This window comes from Cesiribacter sp. SM1 (assembly GCF_020178975.1).
Taxonomy (GTDB): Bacteria; Bacteroidota; Bacteroidia; order Cytophagales; family Cyclobacteriaceae; genus Cesiribacter.
The window spans coordinates 56876-79428 of the sequence record NZ_JAHXBU010000039.1 but is presented as its reverse complement, the minus strand read 5'-3'; the positions used below and the strand labels follow the sequence as shown (position 1 = coordinate 79428).

Sequence of the window (22553 nt, the reverse complement as noted above, 5' to 3'; positions counted from 1 at the left end):
AGGGTTTAGTTGCTTTTTTGGGAATTAATGATGCGGATGATCTCATCGAGCTCTTCGTCAGAGAGGTTCTCTTCTTTTGCAAAGTGCGATATCATTCTGGTGAAGGAATTGCCAAAGTACTTTTGCTTGATGTTTGCCACATCCTGCTTTCTGTACTCCTCCAGGGTAACCCGTGGCGTGTACTGGTAGGTGTTGCCCAGCTTTTCATCACTTAAAAAGCCTTTGTCCTTTAAGATTTTTACCATGGTGGCCACAGTATTGTAGTGGGGCCTGGGCTCTGGCAGCTCATCTATAATATCCTTGATAAAGGCCTTCTTAAGCTTCCAGATTACCTGCATGATCTGCTCTTCTCTTTTTCCTAATTTCTGCATGGGGTTAGGTGTTTATACAATACTACTAATTGATTAGTAATAATCCTAATGAATTAGTAGTAAAACTAATCTGTTAGTAATTTATGTTCCGGATGGTGCTGAAAAGGGAGGGCTGCAGGGTGTTTAGGAGCACAGGGAAAAAATATTGTGCAACTGGTTTCAGGTGCTTATTTGTAATTTGCAAAGCCTTTACTGGCTAAGTTTGTCTGTTTTGCCGATATTAGTAGTATGGTCCTGACTATCTGCTGCGTTTCCTGTACCTGTGGGGCTGTATATCCTTTCAATAGTACTGTGGCTATTGGGCTTATAGATTAAACTTTTTAGACTACAGCTTTTATCCTCTATGGCGCAACACCAGAACGAACAGCTACAGCTGGCCAACGATTTTGTTGAATACACCAGCAAGCACGTTTTCCTGACAGGCAAAGCCGGCACCGGCAAAACCACTTTTCTGCAAAACCTGAAAAAGCGTTTGCCCAAGCGCATGGTAGTGGTAGCCCCTACAGGTGTGGCAGCCATGAATGCCGGCGGTGTTACCATCCATTCCTTCTTCCAGATACCTTTCGGGCCCTACATTCCGGGAGCTGCCGCTGCAGGGAGCGAGCGGCAGATCAAGAAGTTCAGCCGCGAAAAAATAAACATTATCCGCAGCCTGGATCTGCTGGTGATCGATGAAATAAGTATGGTACGGGCCGATGTGCTCGATGCCATTGATGAGGTTTTGCGCCGTTACAGAGACCGCAACCAGCCTTTTGGTGGTGTGCAATTGCTCATGATCGGCGATCTGCAGCAGCTGGCACCCATTGCCCGCGAGGAGGAGTGGAAGCTGCTGCGGGAATACTATCAGACCGTGTTCTTTTTTGGCAGCCGGGCACTGCAGCAAACCGAGTATGTGCCTATAATGCTGCAGCACATTTACCGCCAGAGCGACTCCACCTTTATCAACATCCTCAATGGCATCCGCGAAAACAAACTGAACGGCGAGCTGCTGCAGCACCTCAACAGCCGCTGCCTGGAGGGCTTTAGCCCCAGTGCCGACGAAGGTTATATAACACTTACCACCCACAACAACCAGGCGCAGCAAATCAACGAACGGGAGCTGCAGAAGCTAAAAGGAAAGGAATTTAAATTCAGCGCCTCTACGGAAGGTGATTTCCCGGAATATCTTTACCCTACTGAGCAGCACCTGATCCTTAAGAAAGAATCGCAGGTGATGTTTGTAAAGAACGACCAGGGGCGTGAAAAGCGGTATTACAATGGCAAAATAGGCACGGTAAAAGATGTATATGAAGATACGATTGTGGTGCAGTGCCCCGGCGACGAAGATCCTATTTATGTAGAAAGGGTAGAGTGGCACAACTATAAATATGCCCTCAATGATAATACAAAAGAGATAGAGGAAAGTGTAGCGGGTGTATTCCGGCAGTACCCGCTTAAGCTGGCCTGGGCCATTACCATTCACAAAAGCCAGGGCCTTACCTTCGATAGGGCCATTATAGATGCCAATGCCGCTTTTACCCACGGTCAGGTGTATGTGGCCTTAAGCCGCTGCCGTTCGCTGGAGGGGCTTGTGCTCACGCAGCCGCTTTCTCCCGGCAGCATCATCAGCGATGCTTCTATCCTTGGGTTTAACGGAAGGGTGGCGCAAAACCAGCCCGGGCAGCAGGCTTTGCAGGCAGCCCGGCAGGCTTACCAGCAGCGCCTGCTGCTGGAGCTTTTTGATTTTGATCAGCTCGGCAGACGAATTGGTTATCTCTACAAACTTGTGCGGGAGCATATGGGCAGCCTGGCTGGGAAGCCCGCAGAAGTAGTGGGTACCCTGGAGCTTGATTTCCGCAAGACTATTGCAGATGTAAGCCATAAATTTGCCGGCCAGATGGTGAAACTGGGGCTGTACGAAGCATCTGTAGAGGAGAATGAGCCCCTGCAGGCACGGATAAAACAGGCAGCTACCTATTTTGCAGAGAAGCTCGGAGACCTTGTGCTGCATCCACTAAAAGAGCTAACCCTGGAAACCGATAACAAGGAAGTAAGGAAAAGCCTGAAGCAGGCCTCCGAAAACCTTTACCAGGAAGCCTTTATCAAAGAAGCATCGCTGCTGGCGTGCCGCGAAGGGTTTAAGGCACACACTTACCTGGAGGCCCGTGCCAAGGCGGCGCTGGAGGAGGTAAACCTAAAGCCGCAAAAGAAGGAGAAGGAATCAGAACAATATTATGCTGCTTCTGATAATCCTGATCTCTACAGGCGAATCAGGGAATACCGCGATGAGAAGGCCATTGAGTATGACTTGCCGCACTATATGATCCTGCCTCTTAAGACCATGGAAGAGCTGGCCTCCCGGCAGCCGCGCACCATGGCCGCCCTGAAGAAGGTAAAAGGCCTGGGCAAGAAGAAAATTGAGCAAATGGGCGAAGACCTGCTGGCCATCATCAACAGCATGGCCAAAGGAGATATTCCGGAGCAGGAGTCAGTGGCTGCTGCCATAGAAGAAGAAAAAGAGGCAGCCAAACCTAAAAAGGAAAAGAAAGATACCAAACAGCAGAGCTTTGAGCTTTTTCAGGAGGGCAAATCCATTGAAGAGGTTGCCCAAATCCGTGGCCTTGCCACCGGCACTGTAGAAACACACCTGCTTAACTACATAAGCACAGGTGAAATTGACATTAAACGCCTGATGTCGCGGCATACGCTGGAAACAATCTTAGGCTACTACGGCGAAAAAGGGTCCATCAAACTGGGTGAAGCCAAAGAGGCCCTGGGCGATGCTGTTTCTTATTTCGAGCTGCGTGCCGTAATGCGGCACCTGGAGTACGAGGAGGGGATGTAGATCCGTGTTGTACTTCCGGTTTCTTTGTTAATACTTTGTTATTTCTGTGTAAGGCAGGCCTGCATAACTTCAAGATTGGGTAATACACCCTTGACCTGCCGGAGAAAGTGGCTCCATATCTTTGTTTCAAAACTTTTTTATGAAACCACTTTTTACAGCAGCGCTGTTTATGCTATGCAGTGCCGGGCTTTACGCACAGCAGTTCGACAGCCCCACCAAGGTGCAGCACCTTTCCCACAAACGGCTGGAGCGTGCAGGCGATCAGCAAAATCAGCAGCTGCCTTACGACGAAAGCCTCAAGCCTTTCTACCACGGAGTGGCCTCTGGCGATCCGCTTAGCGACCGGGTAATTATCTGGACCCGGGTAACCCCCGACAGAAACGGTCCTGTAAACGTGCGCTACCTGGTGGCAAAAGATCCTTCTTTTCAACCATCGAGCATTGTTAAGCGGGGCCATCTGCTTACAGATGCAGACAGGGACTATACCGTAAAAGTAGATGTAGACGGACTGGAGCCTGCCACTACTTATTACTATTTATTCAGCGCAGGTAATGCTAACTCGCTTGTTGGCCGTACGCGTACAGCGCCTGCCCATGCAGAGGCAGATCAGCTGCGCTTTGCTGTTGTATCCTGCAGCAATTACCAGGCTGGTTATTTTAATGCCTACCAGGCTATTGCCCGCCGCGGGGATCTGGATGCGGTTATTCACCTGGGCGATTACATATATGAATATGGAGGCGGCGAAGGCACTTACGGTTATTCTCCTGATCGTCCGGACCGTGTGAACGTACCTGATACCGAGATTTTAACCCTTGCCGATTACAGAACCCGTTACTCGCTTTATCGCCTGGACCCCGACCTGCGGGCTGCCCATCAGCAGCACCCTTTCCTGCCTATCTGGGATGATCATGAATCGGCCAACGATGCCTACGAACACGGGGCAGAGAACCACAACGAAGGGGAAGGTAGCTGGGAAGAGCGAAAAGCCATCTCTAAAAAGGTGTATTTTGAGTGGATGCCCATTCGCGATCAGGTAGAAAATAAATTATACCGCACCATTCGCTATGGCAACCTGGCCGATATCATGATGGTTGATACACGCCTGGAAGCACGTGACCAGCAGATCAATGATATTACAAACCTTGCACTCTACTCGCCCACCCGCACATTGCTGGGCCAAACGCAAAAGCAGTGGCTGCTGAACCAACTGCAGGCTTCTACAGCCAGGTGGAAGGTGTTGGCGAACCAGGTGATCTTTTCCGAATTTCATGTGGGTTGGGCTGCCAGTGCACAGCAGGGGCAAAGCCCGCAAGCGCTGGAGAGCCAGTTTCTGGATATCTGGGATGGCTATCCGGCAGAGCGCAACAGCCTTATTGATGCCCTGGCAACGCAAAACATCAATAATGTGATCATCCTAACCGGCGACTTCCATTCTACCTTTGCTTTCGATGTGGCTAAGTTTCCTTCGCCTTTCAGCCTCCAGGACCCGCTGAATGCTGCTAAAACCCTGGGGTATGATCCTGCCACTGGCAATGGTTCCGTGGCTGTTGAGTTTGCCACCCCCAGCATCAGCTCTGCCAATTTCGATGAAAACCTGGCGGCGGCAGCGGGCAGTGCGGCTGCAGGTAAAGCCTTATCCGATGCTTTCGAAAAGCAAATCAACAACCCGCTTCCTGCACCCTATAACCTCAATCCCAATCCGCACATGAAGTATGTGGACCTTGATCAGCATGGTTATTTCATTATGGATCTAAAAGAGGACCGTGCACAGGCCGACTGGTTTTTTATGCATACGATACTTGAGAAAAATACCAGTGAATCTTTTGGGAGAGGATTATACACCGCCGATGGCACGCAGCGACTGCAGTTTGCCGAAGGTGCTGCCCCTGCAAAAGAGGAGCAGCCGGCGCTGGCCCCTGCACAACCCTTCAGAAAGTTTGTTGAAGAGGATGAAAAGGAGAAGGGAACAGTGTTTGGCGTTTACCCCAACCCGGTTGAAAAGGGTAAAATGCTTTACATTAACTATGGGCTTGTAGCGGGAGGTCAGTTAACCATAAGTCTCCGTAAGATGAATGGAGATGTTGTGGCAAGTCTGCCTGCGCAGCAGCTTAGCGCCGGAAACCACACCATGACCTACCAGCTGCCAGCTGACCTGAAAAAGGGCATTTACCTCTTGTATTTTGAGACTGCCAGCGGCAGCTTCTCCCACAGAATTGTTGTGCGCTAACAGAAGAGGCTGGCCTCACAGGTGCATCAGCCGCTTAGTTTATCAGCAATAGAAGCTAAAGCATCAGCCCCGGCCTAATCCGGGGCTTTTTTTGCTGATCAGTTAGCAGATGCCTCATTCTCCTGCCCGTGTTACCAGCGGTACAATACCTCTTTTAAAGTAGAAAAGCTGCTGCTCATCATACCAGTGGTGCTTTTAGTGTAAAGCTGTTACCTGGCTTCTTTTCCTGTTTTACTTGTGCTTTTACCAATGTGAAGTTGCTGTTGCGTTTGCAGCACACAATTTAGTCAAAGCTTAACCTGATCTGTTTGCTAAGCTATGCCCTTGTCAGGACCTTTGAGAGGCAATTAAACAGCATATTTATCATGAATGAAGCCCTCTTACAGGAAATTCTTAACAAGCTGAATCTATTGGAGACTCAGCTGGAGAGTGTGAATACCAGGGTTGGTAATGTCCATCAGGAGGTAAATAAGCTCCAGGATAACTGGAAGGCTTATACAATGGATGATGTAGTATCCCGCCTTAAATACCTGGGAGTAACCCTGCATAGTATTGAGGGTGCCCTGGATGATATAGCACAGGACTAATAACGAAAATACAGATGCTGGTGCATCAGAACTACTGGTCATTTGCCTGGAGAATAAATCCGGAGGCTCACCTTTTTATTCCGCAAACTGCTGTGTGACAGCAAAGAGGTGCCAGGCAGCAGTGCATTGTTAAGTTATAAGTGCTTTTTTTAAGATATAATTAACAAAGCCTTAACATTGCCTGCTTGGGAAACCCCTCTCATGTACAGACCTTTAGTAGTAGTTTAGAAATACTAACCCTTAGACCTTCGCACATGCAAACCGTACTGCTACTTGTTGCTTTTCAAAGCACTTACTTTAAGAAAAAAGGCAACCATCGTGTTAAGGGTGCTAAGCAAAGTGCCAAATCTGCCGCGAAACTTTTGGCTTACTTCCGGGAAAACGGGCTGCCAGTGATCCATGTGCTGCAAACGGGTAAGATGGAAGATATCACTGCCGATAAATTGATTCCCTATGAGCTGCTTGAGCCTCACCAGGATGAAGCTACGCTGGTTACCAGTGAAGTTAATGCCTTTGCAGACCAGAAGTTAAATGAAATGCTCCAGGGCCTGCAGGCAGATCACCTGTTAATTGCAGGCTTAACAGCAGAAAAGCAAATACTGGCCACTGCACAGGCGGCCCAGGGGTTAAACTATAACTGTACAGTAGTACAGGATGCCTGCGCTGCCAGTACCCTTAAGCTCGATGGCGAAAAGCTTAAAGCAGAGGTAGTGCTTAAAGTAGCCATGGCAATGCTGCGTAATACAGATGTGGAAATATCCACTACCAAAGCCTTTATCAAAGCCGAGCAAAAGAAAAGAAAGAAGCAGAGCAAGGCTGCAGCAAAGCAGGAAGCAATTCTGGAGGCAACAAAGGTTGCTCTGGAGGCTGATGCAGCCCCTGCAACTTCCACCCAAAAGGGCAAAAGAAAGAATGGGGCTGCCAAGTCAGCAGGCTCTTCCCGTAAATCAGCAAAAAAGAGCGCTAAAATAAAGGAGATAACCCCTGAACAAACAGCAGATCAGGTGAATGCCTGAATAAACTGATGTAAAAGGATGGGGTGTAGGCTTTGGGTGTAAGGGCAGGAAATGTTTAACTGTTTAACCAGCTTTCCTGCCTGATCCTAAGCTCCGACTGAAGCAAAAAAAGCAATCCTGCAGGGACATTTCCATTCCCTGCAGGATTGATAGACTATCTTAAGCTTGTACTCACCGGGCTTTAAGCCTTTACAATCATTTTACCGGTGTTGTCGCCAGAAAAGAGTCCTAATAAGGCTTCGGGTAGTTGCTCAAAGCCTTCCCTGATGGTTTCGGTGTACTTGAGCTTTCCTTCTTTTACCCATTGCGCCAGCTGCTGAATGCCTTCGCCAAACCGGCTCTGGTAGTTGCTCACAATAAAACCCTGCATTAACACGCTGCGGGTGAGCAGTGTAGGTTGCGGGCGGGGTCCTACAGGCACCTCTGTTGCATTGTATAAGGCAATCTGTCCGCACAGCGGAATGCGCGCATGGAAATTGATGTTCCTGATCACAGCATCTGAAATTTCGCCCCCTACATTATCAAAATAAACATCTACCATGTTAGGGCAGGCTTTTGCGATGGCTGCGGCTATATCACTGGTTGTTTTGTAGTTGATAGTCTCATCGAAGCCAAACGCTTCCTTCAGCATTTTAAGCTTGTAATCTTCGCCGGCAATGCCTACTACCCGGCAGCCCTGGATTTTTGCTATCTGCCCTACAACAACACCCACAGCTCCGGCAGCGCCTGAAATAACTACTGTTTCGCCTTCCTTTGGTTTGCCAATATCCATCAGGCCAAAATAAGCTGTTAAGCCCGGCATGCCCAGTATGCCCAGATAGTAGCTGGCGGGCGCTATGGTATCATCTATTTTTGTAAGCCATTTTGCCGGCACCACAGCCTGTGTGGCCCAGGGCAGGTTGCCCAAAACTTTATCGCCCTTCTTAAACTGCTCTCCTTTACTGGCTACTACCTCGGCTACCACACCGCCATAAATAGGCTCACCTACCTGGTAGGGAGGAACGTATGATTTTGCATCGTTCATGCGCCCGCGCATATAAGGATCTACAGAATAGAATAATCCTTTTACCTGCACATCACCTTCTTTTAATTCGGGCAATGTAACTGTTTCAAACCTGAAGTTCTTGTGATCCGGCATGCCCTTTGGGCGGCTGTCCAGTACTATTTGTTTTATTTCCATGCGGTGGATTTAAATGGTTACTATTGTCTCGTTTTAAAAAAGGCTTAAGGTAGTTAAACCCTAAGCCTTTTTTCTTTTCTGTTATTCTGTGAGGAAATGGCTGTTCTTATTTAAAAGCTCCTCTGAGTCTTGAGGCAGCAAATTTCTGTGCATGTTCGGCCTCTTCTAATAAGATGTTCATGCCAAAGAACTCATGGGTAACACCCTCATAAACCCTGCGCTCCACCTGTACACCAGCAGCCTGCATTCTTTCGGCCAAAACGCCACCCTCATAGCGCAGCGGGTCAATTTCTGCATTGATGATGGTTGTAGGTGGCAAGCCGCTAAGATCGGCAGAGACCAGGCTGATGAGCGGGTGCACCTCAGATTCCCAGTCAGGTACATACAGATCAAAGAACCACTTCATGGTGGCCTTGTTCAGGAATAAAGCATTTTCGTATTGTTCGTATGTAGGCGATTGTATGTCTCCGTCTGCAATTGGATATACAGAAACAATATGCGCTGGCATTACTACGTCGCGCTCCTTTGCCATCAGCGCCACAGCTACGGCTAAGTTACCGCCGGCACTTTCTCCGGCTGTAGCCACCATTTCAGGATTTCCGTTTATTTCTGCTGCATGCATGCGGGCCCACTGGTAAGCAGCAAAGGCATCTTCGTGTGCAGTTGGGAACATATGCTCTGGTGCCTGCCGGTAAGCAACAGAAATTACAATGGCTCCGGATTTCTCGGCAAGTTCACTGGCCGAAGCTTCGTAAGTGTCGAGGTTTGTGATTACCCAGCCACCGCCATGGTAATAAACAACAACAGGATATGGCGCTGTGCCTGTTTTTGGGGTGTAGGTACGCACAAGCAGCCCTTCGTCGGTACCATTGGGAATTACTTTGTGATTGATCATAACATTGGCAGGCTCCGGGCTAATGTCATTTTCTCTTAGCAGCGCTTCCAGGGCATCTTTGAACGTTGGCTCTTCACGAGCCTGCTCTGCTGTAAGCATAGGGTATGGCACTGGGTTAAAGCTTTGAAACTCCTCAATAACTGCCAGCATTTGTGGGTCTATATCTGGTGCCCATTCCGGGGCAGGCCCTTTGGGTTTGATGTGTTCTGCCCGAACAGTAGGCTCTTCCTCAAAGATATCATCAATGGTTTCGCAGGATGATACTGTTAAAACAGCTGCAATTGCCACAAGCCAGCCCTTTGCATTTCTCCAGGAGAATGCTCTTTCTTTCCTTTTAGTTGTTTCCATGATAATAGAACTATTAAAAAAATGTAATCTTAAAATTTGATGTTTCTTGTGATGGCCGTCACCTGATTGTATATGATAAAAGTGGATTTATAGGAGTATGTTTCCTGTAAGTGTGAAAAAAGTATACAATATTTAAATAATTGTTGAAAGCTGGGGAGGTGGTGCTTTTTGTTGTTTTGAAAATTAGTAGGTTTTGTTTGTAGAAACGCATTTAAAAGGCCTCTATTGCTAAACAATTTTCATTTATAAGGATGGACTTTGTGCAGTATTTTTTATTTACGTGAGGCTGTAGCCTGTGGAATAACTATACAAATTAAGCTTTTGCCGGAGTGTACAGCGCTTATTCTGATGAAGCTTATGATTTGTGTAAATACGCGAGATAGCCGCACGGTCGGGATATGCTTTTGATAGCTCTAAAAATTTATAAGATACTTTGAAACATTACTAAAAGGCCTAAGTTGTAAGTCTACACAAGTGGATGATGAAGCTGGGCTTCGTATTTATATGTCTTTTTTATTTGTGGGTTAATATTTTGAGGTCTGGGAATATGGCATAGATGTACGGTTAAGCTTTCAGCCAAAGCTAATGCTCTTCATAATCATATTTTTACCTAAAAACACTGCTTTTTAGCTGGTGTGCTTCCGTTTCATGCTTTTTAGTGAATAAATACAGTCTTTGAATCTGTTCTTATAAGTTTTGCAGAGTAAAAACTACCATATCCTGCTAAAATAAGTGTCTGAATGGTTTAAATAACGAAAGCTGCCTTTTCTCATTTCTTTTAGGCAGGCAAAGCGCGTAGTGGCCTTTTGATATATGTGGCAGCGCTATATGTATAGCAGGTTGTGGCGTGTAGCAAACTGTAGCTCTGTTGCTGTACTTTAAATAAGTATAGTTGGGCTATACACTTCCGGGAGTATCAATGATAAAGTAACAGGTATATTTTTTTAACCCAACTTTCAATAATTATGAAGACAAATTTGACTGTAAGCAAAGTAATGAATTCCGTAAAGCAGAATTCGCAACCAGGCCTGAAAGGCATTTTAGCTCTTTTGCTATGTGCATTTGTTTTTGCAGGCTGCGATCGCTTAGAGGAGCAGCTGGAAGACATCATTAATGAAGCAGAAGAGCAGGAAGTGAAAATGTTCGAAGCTTATTTAACGCCTTTGAACAATTCAGGTGTAACAGGCAAAGCTACAATTAAGTACAGCCTGAACGGAAATTTTGAAGTGATGATCAATGCGAAAGGTCTCTCGCCGAACCGGGTGCACCCACAGCACATCCATGGTTTTGCTCCGGATGGCGATATGAAAAACAAAGATGCCGTGTGCCCGCCGGCAAGTGCTGCAGGAGATGATGGTATATTATCACTGCCAGAGGGCCTTCCATACTATGGTCCGGTGCTGGTACCCCTGGATGATAATCTTGTACCGCTAAACGCTGGCAGTTTTCCATTTGTTGGTATTGGTGCCGGAGATCTTTCTTATCATAAAATGACAGCCACAAAAGAGCTGTTACAGGCTTTTGATAATATGTACGATGGTACACAAACAGAAAAAGATCTGATGCTGATCAATCGTGTGATTGTGATTCATGGCGCTTTTGTGAAAGACGGGGTTGTAATGCAGCGGTACAGCGAAGGTGCTGAATACATGCCGGCGCTTCCCGTAGCCTGTGGCGAAATCATGAAGAAGTAAATTATCTTCCGATTTTAGTTTTATAAGAGAGTACCTGCAGCAGCGGGTGCTCTCTTTTTTTATGCTCATCAGGGGCAATGCACTTACCGCACTATGGCTGTTAATCGCCTGCTTTTAGACCTGACAGGAAGAGAAAAGAGCCATTATTTGTTTCAGCTGGTGTTTCTCTACAGAGGTTAGCTGCGGGATTGAGCACGTGATAATTTTGAGTGCAGTATAAGATTACTATCCCCGCACCCCTCGGTACCTTCTGGAAGTTTTAAGAACTCAGCTGCTTGTTTTGCCCCAGCGATCTTAACACCAGGAACAGGCCAGTGAGGATAAAGGGAATGCTTAAGATCTGCCCCATATTAAAAAGTAAATCACTTTCAAAAGGCATCTGGTCTACCTTCAGAAACTCTACAATAAACCTCTGGCTGAAGACCGTAATCATGCCTGTGCCTACCAATAATCCCTGCTGCGCTGTCTGTCTCCTTTTCCACAAAATGAAGAGCAGCACAAACAGCAGCATATAGAAGACTGCCTCATACAGCTGCGCCGGATGCCTCGGGGCCCCATCTAGCCTGGTGAAGATAAAAGCCCAGGGTACCTCTGTTGGGGTGCCCACTATTTCTGAATTCATCAGGTTGCCCAGCCGTATAAAACTACCCAGCAGGGTGGCCGCTATTACCAGTCTGTCCAGGAGCCAGAGGTAGTTTTCACTATATTTTCGGCAGTAAAGAAAAAGAGCCAGCAAAACCCCTATTACCCCTCCGTGACTTGCCAGTCCTGCCAGGCCGGTAAATTCAAGCCGGGGCTCCAGCCGGATGGGCAGTATTTCAATAGGGTGCTGCCAGTAGTGAAGCGGATCGTAGAACAATATATGTCCCAGTCTTGCCCCGGCGATGGCCCCAATAACAAGGTAAAGGGCCAGGGAGTCCAGCCGCTGCGGGGGCTTGCCCTCCTTTCGGTAAATGTAGAACATCAGCTGAAAGCTTACAAAAAGGCCCAGGGCCCAGAACAGGCCATACCAGCGGAGCAGTTCAGATGATGGAAATATCCTGGGATCTACGTCCCAAACAATGTAGAGGGGGTGCATATGGATAAGTTTTAGCCTCCCTGGCAGCAGGCCATCATAAAACATAGCAGCAGCCCGTTGATGAGGGTAATTTTGTTCATCCGATGTCTCCCCGGTTCCGGGCTGTCAATAATAGCCAGTACTGCTTCTCTCTCCAGCTGATCCAGCCCCTGCTCCAGTTTAAACTGCTGCCAGGCCGGTTTTAATCTATTCAAGCTCATATTTTCCTCTCTTGTACTTTGCTCTAAGTGCGGTTTTGATCCTGTTCATCCGGGTGCTTACGTTTGTAATCGTAAGCTCCAGCATGGAAGCGATTTCTTTATGCTGATAGCCCTCCAGGTGGAGCACTATAATGGCCTTGTCAAGCCCCTGCAGGCACTGGATGAGTTGTTTCAGCTGCTGCACATCATCATCTGTGGGGGCTTCTATGGACAGGTTTTGTGCCTTTATCTCCTCCAGTGATTCGCTCTTGGGCCACTTTTTCTCCTTTCTAAGCTTAGAGAAAATGGTGTGAAGCCCCACCTTATAGATCCAGGTACTCTCCTTAGCTTGATTTCTGAAGGAGGGAAAGGACTTCCAGAGCTGAAGAATAATGTCCTGCCTGGTATCATGCTGGTCTTCCTTGTGCTGATAATAGAGGCTGCACAGGCTATTGATAATACCCTGATGTTCCCTGATCATTTGCACAAAGTGTTCCTTTAAAGCAGGATCGTCCATCATAATAGCTTGTTTCTCTATTAGTCGCAGAACATAGCCAAAATGTCACAGCGAAAGATAAATTTTTTTCCGGAGCAAAATATCAGACAGCTTGAATGAGTGGATCTCTTAGCTTTTTGCCGGCAGATAATGCTTTTTCACCCCCTGCTTTTGTATTTCAGCAAGGGAAAAAAACGCCTGTTAAATGCTGGCAATCTGCCAGATCAATACCCGGAACAGGTTCATACAAACCTTCGGCTTTACAGCAGGAAACTACCAGGAGAGGGAGTAGGAGGCTGAAGTGCAGAGGGCTTAAAAGCAATTGCTAAAGCACTGCTCCCTCAAAGTAATTCATGTGTTTTACTACATTCAAAAGCAGATTAAGGGTAGCATGCTTTTAATCTGCATGCTTTACTTTTAGCACCTCCCGCAGGTTTGTAGTATAACAAGGAGAAAGGTGCTCGCGGCGCAGGTGCCAGCCCTTTTTGTAGCCCAGGGCGGCTACCCGTACCTTTTCCTGGCCGTAGCGGCCGTTGAGCTTGTCTACCACCTTCATCAGCTCCGGGTTTTCGCTTGAGCAGGCAAAAAGATCCTGCTGCACCTGCTGGCGGGGCACGATCTGGCTTACAATAACGCCGGCTTTTTTATAGCGGTAGCCTTTTTTGTAGATCATCTCCAGTCCCCGCATAGCGGCTTTTACCAGCACCCGGCTGTCGGCCGAGGCCTGGGGTAGGAGCAGGGTTTGCGCATTGGCGTACTGCAGGTCGTTTACCTTAAAGCGGTTGGTGTGCAGAAAAACAGTAATAGCCCCGGCGCAGCTGCCATCTCTGCGCAGTTTAAAGGCGCAGCGGCTGGCGTGGGTGCTTACAGCTTCCTTGATCAGCTCCACATCTTCGAGCATATCGGCAAAGGAGCGCGAGGTGCAGATGTTTTGCTTGGCCTGCGCCATCAGCTCCAGCGAAAGGCAGGACTGACCCTTTAGCTCCCGCTGCAGCCGCTGGCCTACCACCGACATATGCTGTTTTACCCAGCTTTCGGGAAGTTTGGTGATAAAATCCAGCGCGCTAAAGACCTCTTTTTGCTTTAGCCGCTCGGCATGCTTTCGGCCAATACCCCAGACTTCTGCTATTGGTACTTCTTTCAGTACCTGCTCCCGCACCTCTTCCCGAAGTACAAAAACACCTTCTTTTTTGTAGTCAGGGTGTTTTTTGGCAAGCCAGTTAGCTACTTTGGCCAGTACCTTGGTGGGGCCAATACCCACGCCTACCGGAATGCCTACATTTTTGCGTACCGTTGTTCGTAGTCTTTGCGCCCACTCGTCCAGACCCTCCGGCAAGCCAGCCACATCCAGAAAGGCCTCATCAATAGAGTAAACCTCTACATTAGGGCTAAAGGTGCGCAAGGTTTGCATCACCCGCCCCGACATATCGCCATAGAGGGTATAGTTGGAGCTAAATACTTTTATGTTGTGCTGCTCCACCAACTCCCGTATCTGAAAGGCGGGGGCACCCATCCAGATCTCTAGGTCTTTGGCTTCCTGGCTGCGCGAAATCACGCAGCCATCGTTGTTGGAGAGCACCACCACAGGCTTTCCGTTAAGGCCGGGGTCAAAAACCCGCTCACAGCTCACGTAAAAGTTGTTGCAGTCTACCAGCGCAATCATGTGTGGCGTGCATTTTTGATGATGTAGGTAACAATGCCCCAGATCATCAGCTCGCCGCCCTCCTCTACCTCAATAACCGGGAAGAGCTTGTTGGTGGGCATCAGAAACACCCGGTCCTTTTTCTGGTGAATGCGCTTTACGGTAAACTCGCCGTTCAAAAAGCAGAGGGCAATGGCATCGTGCCTTACGGGCAATGAACGGTCGATCACCAGCAGGTCGCCCTCTTCCATATCACCGCTCATGCTGATGCCGCTTACGCGGGCCAGAAAGGTGGCGGCGGGGTTTCTGATCAGCTCCTGGTTCAGGTCTATTTTATCTTCCAGGTAATCCTGGGCAGGCGAAGGAAAGCCCGCAGCTACATAACCAACAACAGGAATGCCTAAGGATGCTACCGATTCGGAAGGGTGCAGCCTGACTAATACTCGCTCCATAGCTAACAGGTTTGGTTGAAATACTAATTAACTTAGCAAGTATACGAACTGCGTTGGCACAAAAATGTTGTAATGCTAATATTTTTATCAACAACTTATACAGACCGTCTGTGGATAAGAGGGAGAACTAAGGTCTGGCAATGCTATATCAAAAGCGATCTGCTGGTTATTTTTAGTAAGACAGGTTGTTGTAGTAGTACTCCTGAGATCAGAGAAATCTAAAAAATATCCTCCTAAATATTATTCCCGGAAACAACCCTTTGTACAAGGTGGCTGTCTTATGCTAAAAGATGATCGTGCTTTTACTCTTGCGGCTATAAAAGAGTTATTCTGGATAGCTGCTTTGTACTTTAACCGTGCTGCTAAATCATGAAAAAGTTTCTGATACTCTGTTTAATGGTGGTAAGCCTTGCTTCCTATGCGCAGGAGGGGAGCAAAAATAGCTTTGGTGTAATGGCGGGGGCTGGTAGTGCAATAGTAGCAGGATCAAACCTGGAGGGAGGACCAGATCTGGACCTGGAAAGGAATTTTGAGCTTGGCGCTCATTACTACCGGCAAATAGGAGAGAAAGTAAAGTTTGAAACCGGAATTTTCTACCACTACAGCAAGCTTACGGAAACCTCGGCCTTTTATCCCGGTATACCTCAAATCACTACACAATACGATATTCACCTGCTCTACCTGCCAGCTTTTCTACGCTATAACATTTCCCCTTACTTCTTTATCAATGGGGGACTGATGGCAGATATAGATCTAAGCAACAACATGGGGGTGGACAGCAGCAGGAACTTAAACAGCCAGAGCGGGGCAGGTGTAGGCTTCGGTATTGGCGGAGAGCTGTCTCTCTTCAATAGTATATACCTGCAGTTAAACCCCTATATGAACCTGCATGGTGTTCTGCTGGTGCAGCGTGAGAATAACCCGGGCCGAATTTTGGATGCAGGCATAAGGCTGGGGATAAGAACCAGGTAAGCGCAAACTAACTTCTGGAGTAGGCTTGTAGTGCCTGCTTTCAAATACAAACTACTTTTCTGCTCTGTGCAGTAGCTTGCAAATTTGCCTGCTGCGGACCTACCTTCGCTAAAAATCATCAGGGAGCGCTTTGGCTGCCTGCAGCTAAAAGGTAGCGCGCGTGAAATCAATATTTAGCTTTGTAAAAATAGATCGCTTTGTACTGGCAATCCTGTGTACAGTTTTGCTTGCCTATCTCTTTCCCGGTTTTGGTTCTGATGATAGCCCCATTCCACTGGATACCATCAGCAGTATTGGTGTTTCGCTTATCTTTTTCTTTTATGGCCTGAAGCTAAGCCCCGAGAAGATTAAGCTGGGGCTGAAGAACTGGAAGCTCCACCTGGTGATCCAGAGCACTACCTTCCTGATCTTCCCCCTGCTGGTGCTCCTCTTTCATCCTTTTCTGCAGGGCGAGCAGCAGGAGACCATCTGGCTCTCAATGTTTTTTCTGGCGGCACTGCCTTCTACCGTTTCCTCTTCGGTGGTAATGGTTTCCATTGCGAAAGGCAACATACCGGCTGCTATTTTTAACGCCAGTATTTCGGGCATCATAGGCATTGTGCTCACGCCGCTCTGGATGGGCCTGTTTCTGCAAAGCCAGGAAGAGGGCGCATTCGATTTTACACAAATCTATGGCAAGCTGCTCCTTGAAATCCTTTTGCCTGTGGTATTGGGAATCCTGATGCAGCGCAAGGGGCACTGGCTGGCCGTTAAATACAGCAAAGAGCTAAGCCTTTTCGATCGGGCCGTTATCCTGCTGATCGTTTATAAAAGCTTTGCAGAATCCTTTGCCGGAGGCGCTTTCTCCGCCATTGGTGCTGCAGACCTGGTGGTGATTGTGCTGCTGGTGCTGGCGCTGTTTTTTGCTGTTTATGGAGTGGTGTACTGGATCACCACCCTGCTGTCGTTTAGCCTGGAAGATAAGATTACGGCCCTGTTCTGCGGCTCAAAGAAATCGCTGGTGCATGGCACAGTCTTTTCGAAAATCCTGTTTGGCAACTCGGCTGCTGTTGGGCTTATTCTGTTACCGCTGATGCTTTTTCATGCCATTCAAATCATCATCATCAGCACCATTGCAGGGCGCTACGGGAAAAAAACCGGCCTGTAACTGTACTATAAAGCACTGCCAGCGTGCAGCCTGCAGCATTAAGCTGGCCCTGGCTGCTCCTGAGGTGAGCTGGCTTGGCCAGGTATTTAGCAGCGGCTATTTGTTTCGCATTGGTTAAATCAAAAGCAAAAGCCGATATTGGGCAAAATTTAAATAAGCCAGGCGAAAATTTATGGAAGTAAAAGACAGCAACGGAAACCTGCTCAGCGATGGCGATTCTGTGCACGTAATCAAAGACCTGAAAGTAAAAGGAATGCCTACCACCCTAAAACGGGGTAATGTAATCAAGAATATTCGCCTCACAGATAACGAGCAGGAGGTAGAATGCCGCATTGGCAAAAGCCAGGTGGTGCTGAAAACAGAATTTCTGAAGAAAGCATAGAATTTTTTCCGCAGCCCTCTGACAGCCGTTGTAAAAGAATGCCTTAGGCTGTGCCTGCTGCGGGAATGGATTAGTATTTTTTAGGGTTAATAGATTGATGATCAAGATAAAAGATATGATGAAGAGGACTTTAGCAGGCCTGATGTTAGCATTGTTTGTAATGCAGGCCCAGGCACAAACAGCGGTAAATGCTGAAAAAGGTGCTGAAAAATATGCAGCTACCATTACAAAAGAAGATTTACACGATTATTTATCGGTATTGGCTTCAGATGCACTGGAAGGCAGAGAAACCGGTGAGCGCGGACAGAAAATGGCTGCAGCTTTTATTCAGCACCACTTTGAAGAACTGGGGCTGCAGGGGCCGGTAAAAGACCAGGGCAACGGCTACTTACAAAAGGTAGTGCTCTTTTCAGGCAAGCCTGGTAATATCTATGTAAAGGCCAGGGGGCAGACCTACAAAAACTACGAAGATATTGTGTACATGGGCTCCGGCCACACCAATGCTGAAAAAACAGTAAGCCTGGTGTTTGCGGGTAAGGGAGAAGAGCAGGATTATGAGAAAATAAATGTAAAAGATAAGGCTGTTCTGATCCTGACCGACGACTGGACCAAGTACCGCGGACTTTCTGCCCGTGCACGTAAAAAAGGTGCTCATGCCGTTTTCTTTGTTGCGGCAGCAACACAGGCAGCGCATCAGGCGCTGGTGCAGAACCTCAGGGAACGAATGGAAAGCCATCCTACCCTGCGCCTGCAGCGTCCCGATATGGCAGTGGCACAGGAAAACATAGCAACAGGCGCATTTTTCATCTCTCCCGAGGCAGCTGCCAACATCATGGGCACCTCTTTTCAGAAGCTGCAGGAGGCTGCGCAGGAAGCCGGGAATAAAAAACTGGCTAAGCAAAAGCCTGCAGCCCTAAGCTTTCAGCTAACGCATGAGCTCGATACCGTAATGTCGGAGAACGTGCTGGGTTACCTGGAAGGTGGCGATAAGAAAGATGAGCTGCTGGTGATCACTGCTCACTACGACCATATTGGCCGTGATGGCGAGCACATCAATAACGGTGCCGACGATGATGGCTCCGGTACCTCTGCTGTTATGGAGCTGGCAGAAGCATTTGTGCAGGCGAAAAAAGAGGGTAAAGGTCCGCGCCGCAGCATCTTGTTTATGCTGGTAACAGGTGAGGAAAAAGGGCTGCTGGGCTCTGAGTACTACGCTGCCAACCCCATATTCCCGCTGAAGAATACAGTGGTAAACCTTAACATCGACATGATTGGCCGCATAGACCCGCAGCACGAAGGCAACCCTGATTATGTGTACCTGGTAGGCTCAAACCGCCTTTCTACCGAGCTGCACGACATCAGCGAACGCACCAATACAACCTACACCAATCTTAAGCTGGATTACACCTACAACGACGAAAACCATCCCGACCGGATCTACTACCGCTCCGACCACTGGAACTTCGCGAAGAATGGTATCCCGGTAATCTTTTATTTTAATGGCGTACATGCCGATTACCACAAGCCAAGCGATACCATAGATAAAATAGAATTTGATGCCCTGCAAAAGCGTGCGCAGCTGGTGTTTTACACCGCCTGGGAGCTTGCCAACCGCGATGGCCGCCCAGTTGTAGACAAAGCGCCCGCCCAAAGCAACCCTTAATAAATTCATGTCCATTCCGGACTTCTGGAGTGGATGAAGTACGCAAAGCAGCTTTGGAGCGGTTCCGGGGCTGCTTTTTTGTATTTATCTATGTGTCTTTTCAAAAAAGGGATATCTTATCAGAAAAATACTGATAGCAGATGAAAAAGCTCCTGTACGTACTTATACTATTGATGGTAGTGGCAGTTATGCTGGTATTCCTGAAGCCGGGGCTGTTTTCGTCGCCGGCAGCGGGACACAATACCCTAAGCGAGCAGGAGCAGCAGGAAGGCTGGCAGCTGCTGTTCGATGGGAGAACAACACAGAACTGGCATAACTACGGAAAAGAGGGGGTAGGTCCGGCCTGGCAGGTCGATAGTGGAGCGCTTCACCTGAAGGTGCCCCGGCGTGCAGGAAATAAAACGCCCGGCGGCGGAGATCTGGTAACCGATAAAGTGATTGAAGGCGATTTTGAGCTGATGATCGACTGGAAAGTTGGTCATTTGTCCAACAGCGGTATCTTTTTCTTTGTGACGGAAGACACCACCTACAAAGAGATTTACCACACCGGCATGGAGCTCCAGGTATTTGATGATGCCATTTATAGAGGCGTAGAGGAGGAGAACAACCACCGGGCAGGCGATCTTTTTAGCCTGGCAAGTGCGGGCGGTAACTATGTTTTACCCGCTGGGCAGTGGAACAGGACTCGTGTTGTGCATCAGGATGGATTTTTTAAGGTGTACATGAATGGCACCATGATTCATAACATTGACCTGAACGATCCGGAATGGCAGCAAGCTATAGCCAGCAGCGGCTTAAAAGCAGCACCCATCAGCCGGGGTGAGTATAAGGGGCGCCTGGGCCTGCAGGACTGGGGCAGCGAAGTGTGGTACCGCAACATCAAGCTAAGGCAGCTGTAAATTACACTTTACCAGCTGAAGGGCGCATACTTGTTGCTGCCTTGCCCAATGCTTTACAAAAGCTTTATATGGAGCCAGGGATGTGACGATTTCTTAAAACTGGCAACACACTTAATTTTTACTGCCGCAATAGCTTTGTGCATCAAAGATATTAAACAGTTTATAGATGAGTGTAGCTATAGAACCTCTTGAAGTATTGTCTAAAATAGCGCAGCGTAGCAAGGAATACTACCAGCTTTTGGCCGATGGGCCACAGCAGGAGCATTTCGAGGAGTTCCTGGAAAGCCTGCCCGAAGGGCTGCGGTCATATTACCAGCAGAAGGGATTCAAGGGCAGTCATAAAAATATTTTATTTCGACGCTATGTGCTGGAGCAGGCTGGCAGGCGCATGGACGCTTACCTGAGGGAGCGCCTGGAGATTGCTGAATTCAGGCTGTGGCAGGAGCAGGATGCATACCAAATGAAGCTTTTCTTTAGCCTAAAGCAGTCTGCCTGATAGGAGTAAGAGGAGGTAAGGACCTGGCTATTAGGCGTGCCTGTCCAGTGAAATGAAAATTTTATTAAAAATTCATTAAAATTATTCAAACATTCAGGGGCTTTAGGAGTTAGAGCAGAAACTCTCTACTCATGCAAATTTTTTCGATTGATCAACTGAAGGAGGCCATTGAGGCTAAGGCCAGGCACCGTCGTATGCTCGAGCAGATTAAGCAACGCCGCCTCAGGGCTATTCAGCAGCTGGATAAGGAAATTAATAAGCTCCGGCTGGAGGAAAGCCTGCTGCAACAGGATATGCGGAAGCAACAGCAGGAAAACATCAAACAAGCCTTACTCAATCATTTTTAGTTGTAGCGGCTAGCGGCTAGCGGCTGGTATTAAGGCTGCACCGTTTCCAGCAGTACCTCGTAAAATGGGCGCTTGTGCAGCTTGGCCTTTAGCCAGCTGTAGAAAGTCATGGCCTGCAGGTCTTCCTGCGCCTCCGGCACAGTAGTAAGGCTGTTGGTTATCTTTTGCTCCAGCGTTTTATCATGGAGTAGCTGCGGCTGGCCATTGATCTGCTGCAGAAAATCGAGGTACAGCTTTACCCGTTTGTACAGCGGATTTCGGTACATGCCCTTGTATTGTTGGTGAAATGCCCGCAGGCGGTCATCAACCAGGTCGGTATTGCCAAGCTCGTACTGAATAATTAGCTCCATCAGGTTCTTTTTCATTACCCATTCCTTTCCTAGCTTTTTGGCGCACCAGGCATCGGTATGGCCAATGCGCAAGGAGATCTGGTTGGCTTTTTTAAGGTTCTGGTGCTGAAAATAGTAGAGCCCCAGGTTGAGGAGCATTTGCAGTCGCTCTTCTTCTTTAAGGAAACTGCAGTTTTCCAGGCTCTCTTCCAGCAGCTGTATAGATTCCATGCTCTCTCCCAGGTAGCTTTTTACAGCTGCCAGCAGCATCAGGTACTGCACCTGAAACTTTCGTTGATAAGCACCCTGGTGCTCCTGCAGGTCTTTTTCGAACTGCTGCAGGTAGGCAAGGGCCTGCCTGAACTTTCTGTTGCGGTACAGCACATGGCAGAGCATGTACAGAATGCTAAGCTTGTAAAAGTGGTTGGCCCGGGTAAAGGCCTGCTGCTGCGATAGGCTGCGGTACTGCTGCAGAATGTAAGGTTCAAAAGCGTAGAAATCCTTTTTGGCCAGCATGGCGCTGCGGGTAATGGAAAGAATGCTGTAGAGAAACTTAGGCCGCTGGTACAGGCTATCATGCAGGCCAAATTCGTAGAGCGTTTTAGAAATGATATTGTCAAGCGGGATCTGCCTGCTCTCCAGCCGAACCTCCTTCAGGCGCTGGCGGATCAGGGCACTGGCCAGGGCCGCATTTTCTTCCAGCTCCAGCAGCTTTTTGTTCTTTTCCCGCTTGCGGATAATGCTCTGCAGCGGGTCGGCCCACTCACTGCCGGAGTACTCTATCTGCAGGGTGTAGAGGCTGTGCAGCAGCTCGTACTGTTCGTTTTCTGTAGCCAGGGCTTCTGCTTTTTTCAGGTAGTGCCAGGCCAGGGCCTCGTTGTTCTGCTCGTACAGGTAGCGGCAAAGTGAAATAATACCCATCAACTGCGAGGCGCTGGTGCTATCGGCATCCATGCGCTGCAGTACCAGAAACTGAAGCAGCTGCCTGAACAGCCGTTTCCGCAGGGCATGGTAGGCGTTGGTATTGGGTACTGCTGATAGCTTCTCCAGGTATTCTGCAGGCTTGCGCAATTTCTCCTTCCGTAACAACTCAAACAGCTGCAGGTCTTTACGGGCCTTTTTTTGCTTCTGATGATTTACAAAAAGGCCAAAGGCCTGGCAGGCCTCATCGGGCAGCAGCTTTACAATTTCCTGCAGGTTATCCATAATTAAAAGTACGTGTTTTATGGTGATAAGCGAAACATCTAATTTCTTTTTCCGCCCCTTGTTTCAGTGAAAAATTCACCAAAAAGCGCATTATAAATAAGCTATGAGCCATGTTGCCCTCTT

21 protein-coding genes are annotated in these 22553 nt (G+C 48.1%); 12 read left to right on the top strand and 9 right to left on the bottom strand.

Going from position 1 to position 22553, the window contains the following annotated elements; all coding sequences use genetic code 11:
- Positions 1–5: 5 nt before the first annotated feature.
- Positions 6–371, bottom strand: a complete 366-nt coding sequence (locus KWJ01_RS04920; RefSeq protein ID WP_224995310.1) for a BlaI/MecI/CopY family transcriptional regulator — start codon at positions 369–371, stop codon at positions 6–8.
- 343 nt (positions 372–714) lie between these two features.
- On the opposite strand from KWJ01_RS04920, the gene KWJ01_RS28125 reads away from it, so the two are divergent.
- The 4 genes from KWJ01_RS28125 to KWJ01_RS04890 all read left to right on the top strand — a co-directional run bounded on the left by KWJ01_RS28125 (position 715) and on the right by KWJ01_RS04890 (position 7025).
- Entirely contained in the window at positions 715–3195 is a 2481-nt protein-coding gene (locus KWJ01_RS28125; protein ID WP_304502761.1) for a helix-turn-helix domain-containing protein, read from the top strand.
- Between the two features lie 139 nt (positions 3196–3334).
- On the top strand, positions 3335–5422 hold the full coding sequence (locus KWJ01_RS04900) for an alkaline phosphatase D family protein (protein WP_224995309.1): 2088 nt from the start codon (positions 3335–3337) through the stop codon (positions 5420–5422).
- A 365-nt stretch (positions 5423–5787) separates the two neighbouring features.
- A complete protein-coding gene (locus KWJ01_RS04895; protein ID WP_224995308.1) occupies positions 5788–6009 on the top strand; it encodes a hypothetical protein in 222 nt (73 codons plus the stop codon).
- 254 nt (positions 6010–6263) lie between these two features.
- Entirely contained in the window at positions 6264–7025 is a 762-nt protein-coding gene (locus KWJ01_RS04890) for an isochorismatase family protein (RefSeq protein ID WP_224995307.1), read from the top strand.
- A gap of 181 nt (positions 7026–7206) precedes the next feature.
- Here the strand turns inward: KWJ01_RS04890 and KWJ01_RS04885 are convergent, their stop codons facing one another.
- Both KWJ01_RS04885 and KWJ01_RS04880 read right to left on the bottom strand, forming a co-directional pair.
- Positions 7207–8205: an NADP-dependent oxidoreductase gene (locus KWJ01_RS04885; protein ID WP_224995306.1), complete on the bottom strand. Its 999-nt coding sequence runs from the start codon at positions 8203–8205 to the stop codon at positions 7207–7209.
- A gap of 106 nt (positions 8206–8311) precedes the next feature.
- The gene (locus KWJ01_RS04880) at positions 8312–9448 is read right to left on the bottom strand and encodes an alpha/beta hydrolase (RefSeq protein ID WP_224995305.1); all 1137 of its coding nucleotides are present in this window, start codon (positions 9446–9448) and stop codon (positions 8312–8314) included.
- A gap of 965 nt (positions 9449–10413) precedes the next feature.
- On the opposite strand from KWJ01_RS04880, the gene KWJ01_RS04875 reads away from it, so the two are divergent.
- Positions 10414–11142, top strand: coding sequence for a hypothetical protein (locus KWJ01_RS04875; RefSeq protein ID WP_224995304.1), 729 nt, complete (start codon positions 10414–10416; stop codon positions 11140–11142).
- A gap of 259 nt (positions 11143–11401) precedes the next feature.
- Here the strand turns inward: KWJ01_RS04875 and lgt are convergent, their stop codons facing one another.
- The 5 genes from lgt to KWJ01_RS04850 form a co-directional block, all read right to left on the bottom strand.
- Positions 11402–12220 (bottom strand): prolipoprotein diacylglyceryl transferase, encoded by an 819-nt coding sequence (gene lgt, locus KWJ01_RS04870; protein ID WP_224995303.1) that lies wholly within the window; start codon positions 12218–12220, stop codon positions 11402–11404.
- An 11-nt stretch (positions 12221–12231) separates the two neighbouring features.
- Positions 12232–12414 (bottom strand): hypothetical protein, encoded by a 183-nt coding sequence (locus tag KWJ01_RS04865; protein WP_224995302.1) that lies wholly within the window; start codon positions 12412–12414, stop codon positions 12232–12234.
- Positions 12407–12919, bottom strand: a complete 513-nt coding sequence (locus tag KWJ01_RS04860) for an RNA polymerase sigma factor (protein ID WP_224995301.1) — start codon at positions 12917–12919, stop codon at positions 12407–12409. The genes KWJ01_RS04865 and KWJ01_RS04860 overlap by 8 nt, the downstream gene beginning before the upstream one ends.
- 373 nt (positions 12920–13292) lie before the next feature.
- Positions 13293–14558 carry a Y-family DNA polymerase gene (locus tag KWJ01_RS04855; protein WP_224995300.1) on the bottom strand — a complete coding sequence of 422 codons (1266 nt, stop codon included), beginning with the start codon at positions 14556–14558 and terminating at the stop codon, positions 13293–13295.
- The gene (locus KWJ01_RS04850) at positions 14555–14989 is read right to left on the bottom strand and encodes a LexA family transcriptional regulator (protein WP_224995299.1); all 435 of its coding nucleotides are present in this window, start codon (positions 14987–14989) and stop codon (positions 14555–14557) included. The genes KWJ01_RS04855 and KWJ01_RS04850 overlap by 4 nt, the downstream gene beginning before the upstream one ends.
- Before the next feature lie 369 nt (positions 14990–15358).
- On the opposite strand from KWJ01_RS04850, the gene KWJ01_RS04845 reads away from it, so the two are divergent.
- From KWJ01_RS04845 to KWJ01_RS04815, 7 genes are all read left to right on the top strand, one after another.
- Positions 15359–15961, top strand: coding sequence for an outer membrane beta-barrel protein (locus KWJ01_RS04845; RefSeq protein WP_224995298.1), 603 nt, complete (start codon positions 15359–15361; stop codon positions 15959–15961).
- Positions 15962–16121: 160 nt separating this feature from the next.
- Positions 16122–17108: a bile acid:sodium symporter family protein gene (locus KWJ01_RS04840; protein ID WP_224995297.1), complete on the top strand. Its 987-nt coding sequence runs from the start codon at positions 16122–16124 to the stop codon at positions 17106–17108.
- Positions 17109–17280: 172 nt separating this feature from the next.
- On the top strand, positions 17281–17490 hold the full coding sequence (locus KWJ01_RS04835; protein WP_224995296.1) for an alkylphosphonate utilization protein: 210 nt from the start codon (positions 17281–17283) through the stop codon (positions 17488–17490).
- Between the two features lie 97 nt (positions 17491–17587).
- On the top strand, positions 17588–19153 hold the full coding sequence (locus KWJ01_RS04830) for a M28 family peptidase (protein WP_224995295.1): 1566 nt from the start codon (positions 17588–17590) through the stop codon (positions 19151–19153).
- 140 nt (positions 19154–19293) lie between these two features.
- Entirely contained in the window at positions 19294–20052 is a 759-nt protein-coding gene (locus KWJ01_RS04825) for a DUF1080 domain-containing protein (protein WP_224995294.1), read from the top strand.
- 166 nt (positions 20053–20218) lie between these two features.
- Complete coding sequence (locus tag KWJ01_RS04820) at positions 20219–20548, top strand: hypothetical protein (RefSeq protein WP_224995293.1); 330 nt, start codon at positions 20219–20221, stop codon at positions 20546–20548.
- 131 nt (positions 20549–20679) lie between these two features.
- Positions 20680–20895, top strand: coding sequence for a hypothetical protein (locus KWJ01_RS04815; RefSeq protein ID WP_224995292.1), 216 nt, complete (start codon positions 20680–20682; stop codon positions 20893–20895).
- Between the two features lie 29 nt (positions 20896–20924).
- Here KWJ01_RS04815 and KWJ01_RS04810 read toward each other — a convergent pair whose 3' ends face one another.
- Positions 20925–22430, bottom strand: coding sequence for a hypothetical protein (locus KWJ01_RS04810; protein WP_224995291.1), 1506 nt, complete (start codon positions 22428–22430; stop codon positions 20925–20927).
- Between the last annotated feature and the right edge of the window lie 123 nt (positions 22431–22553).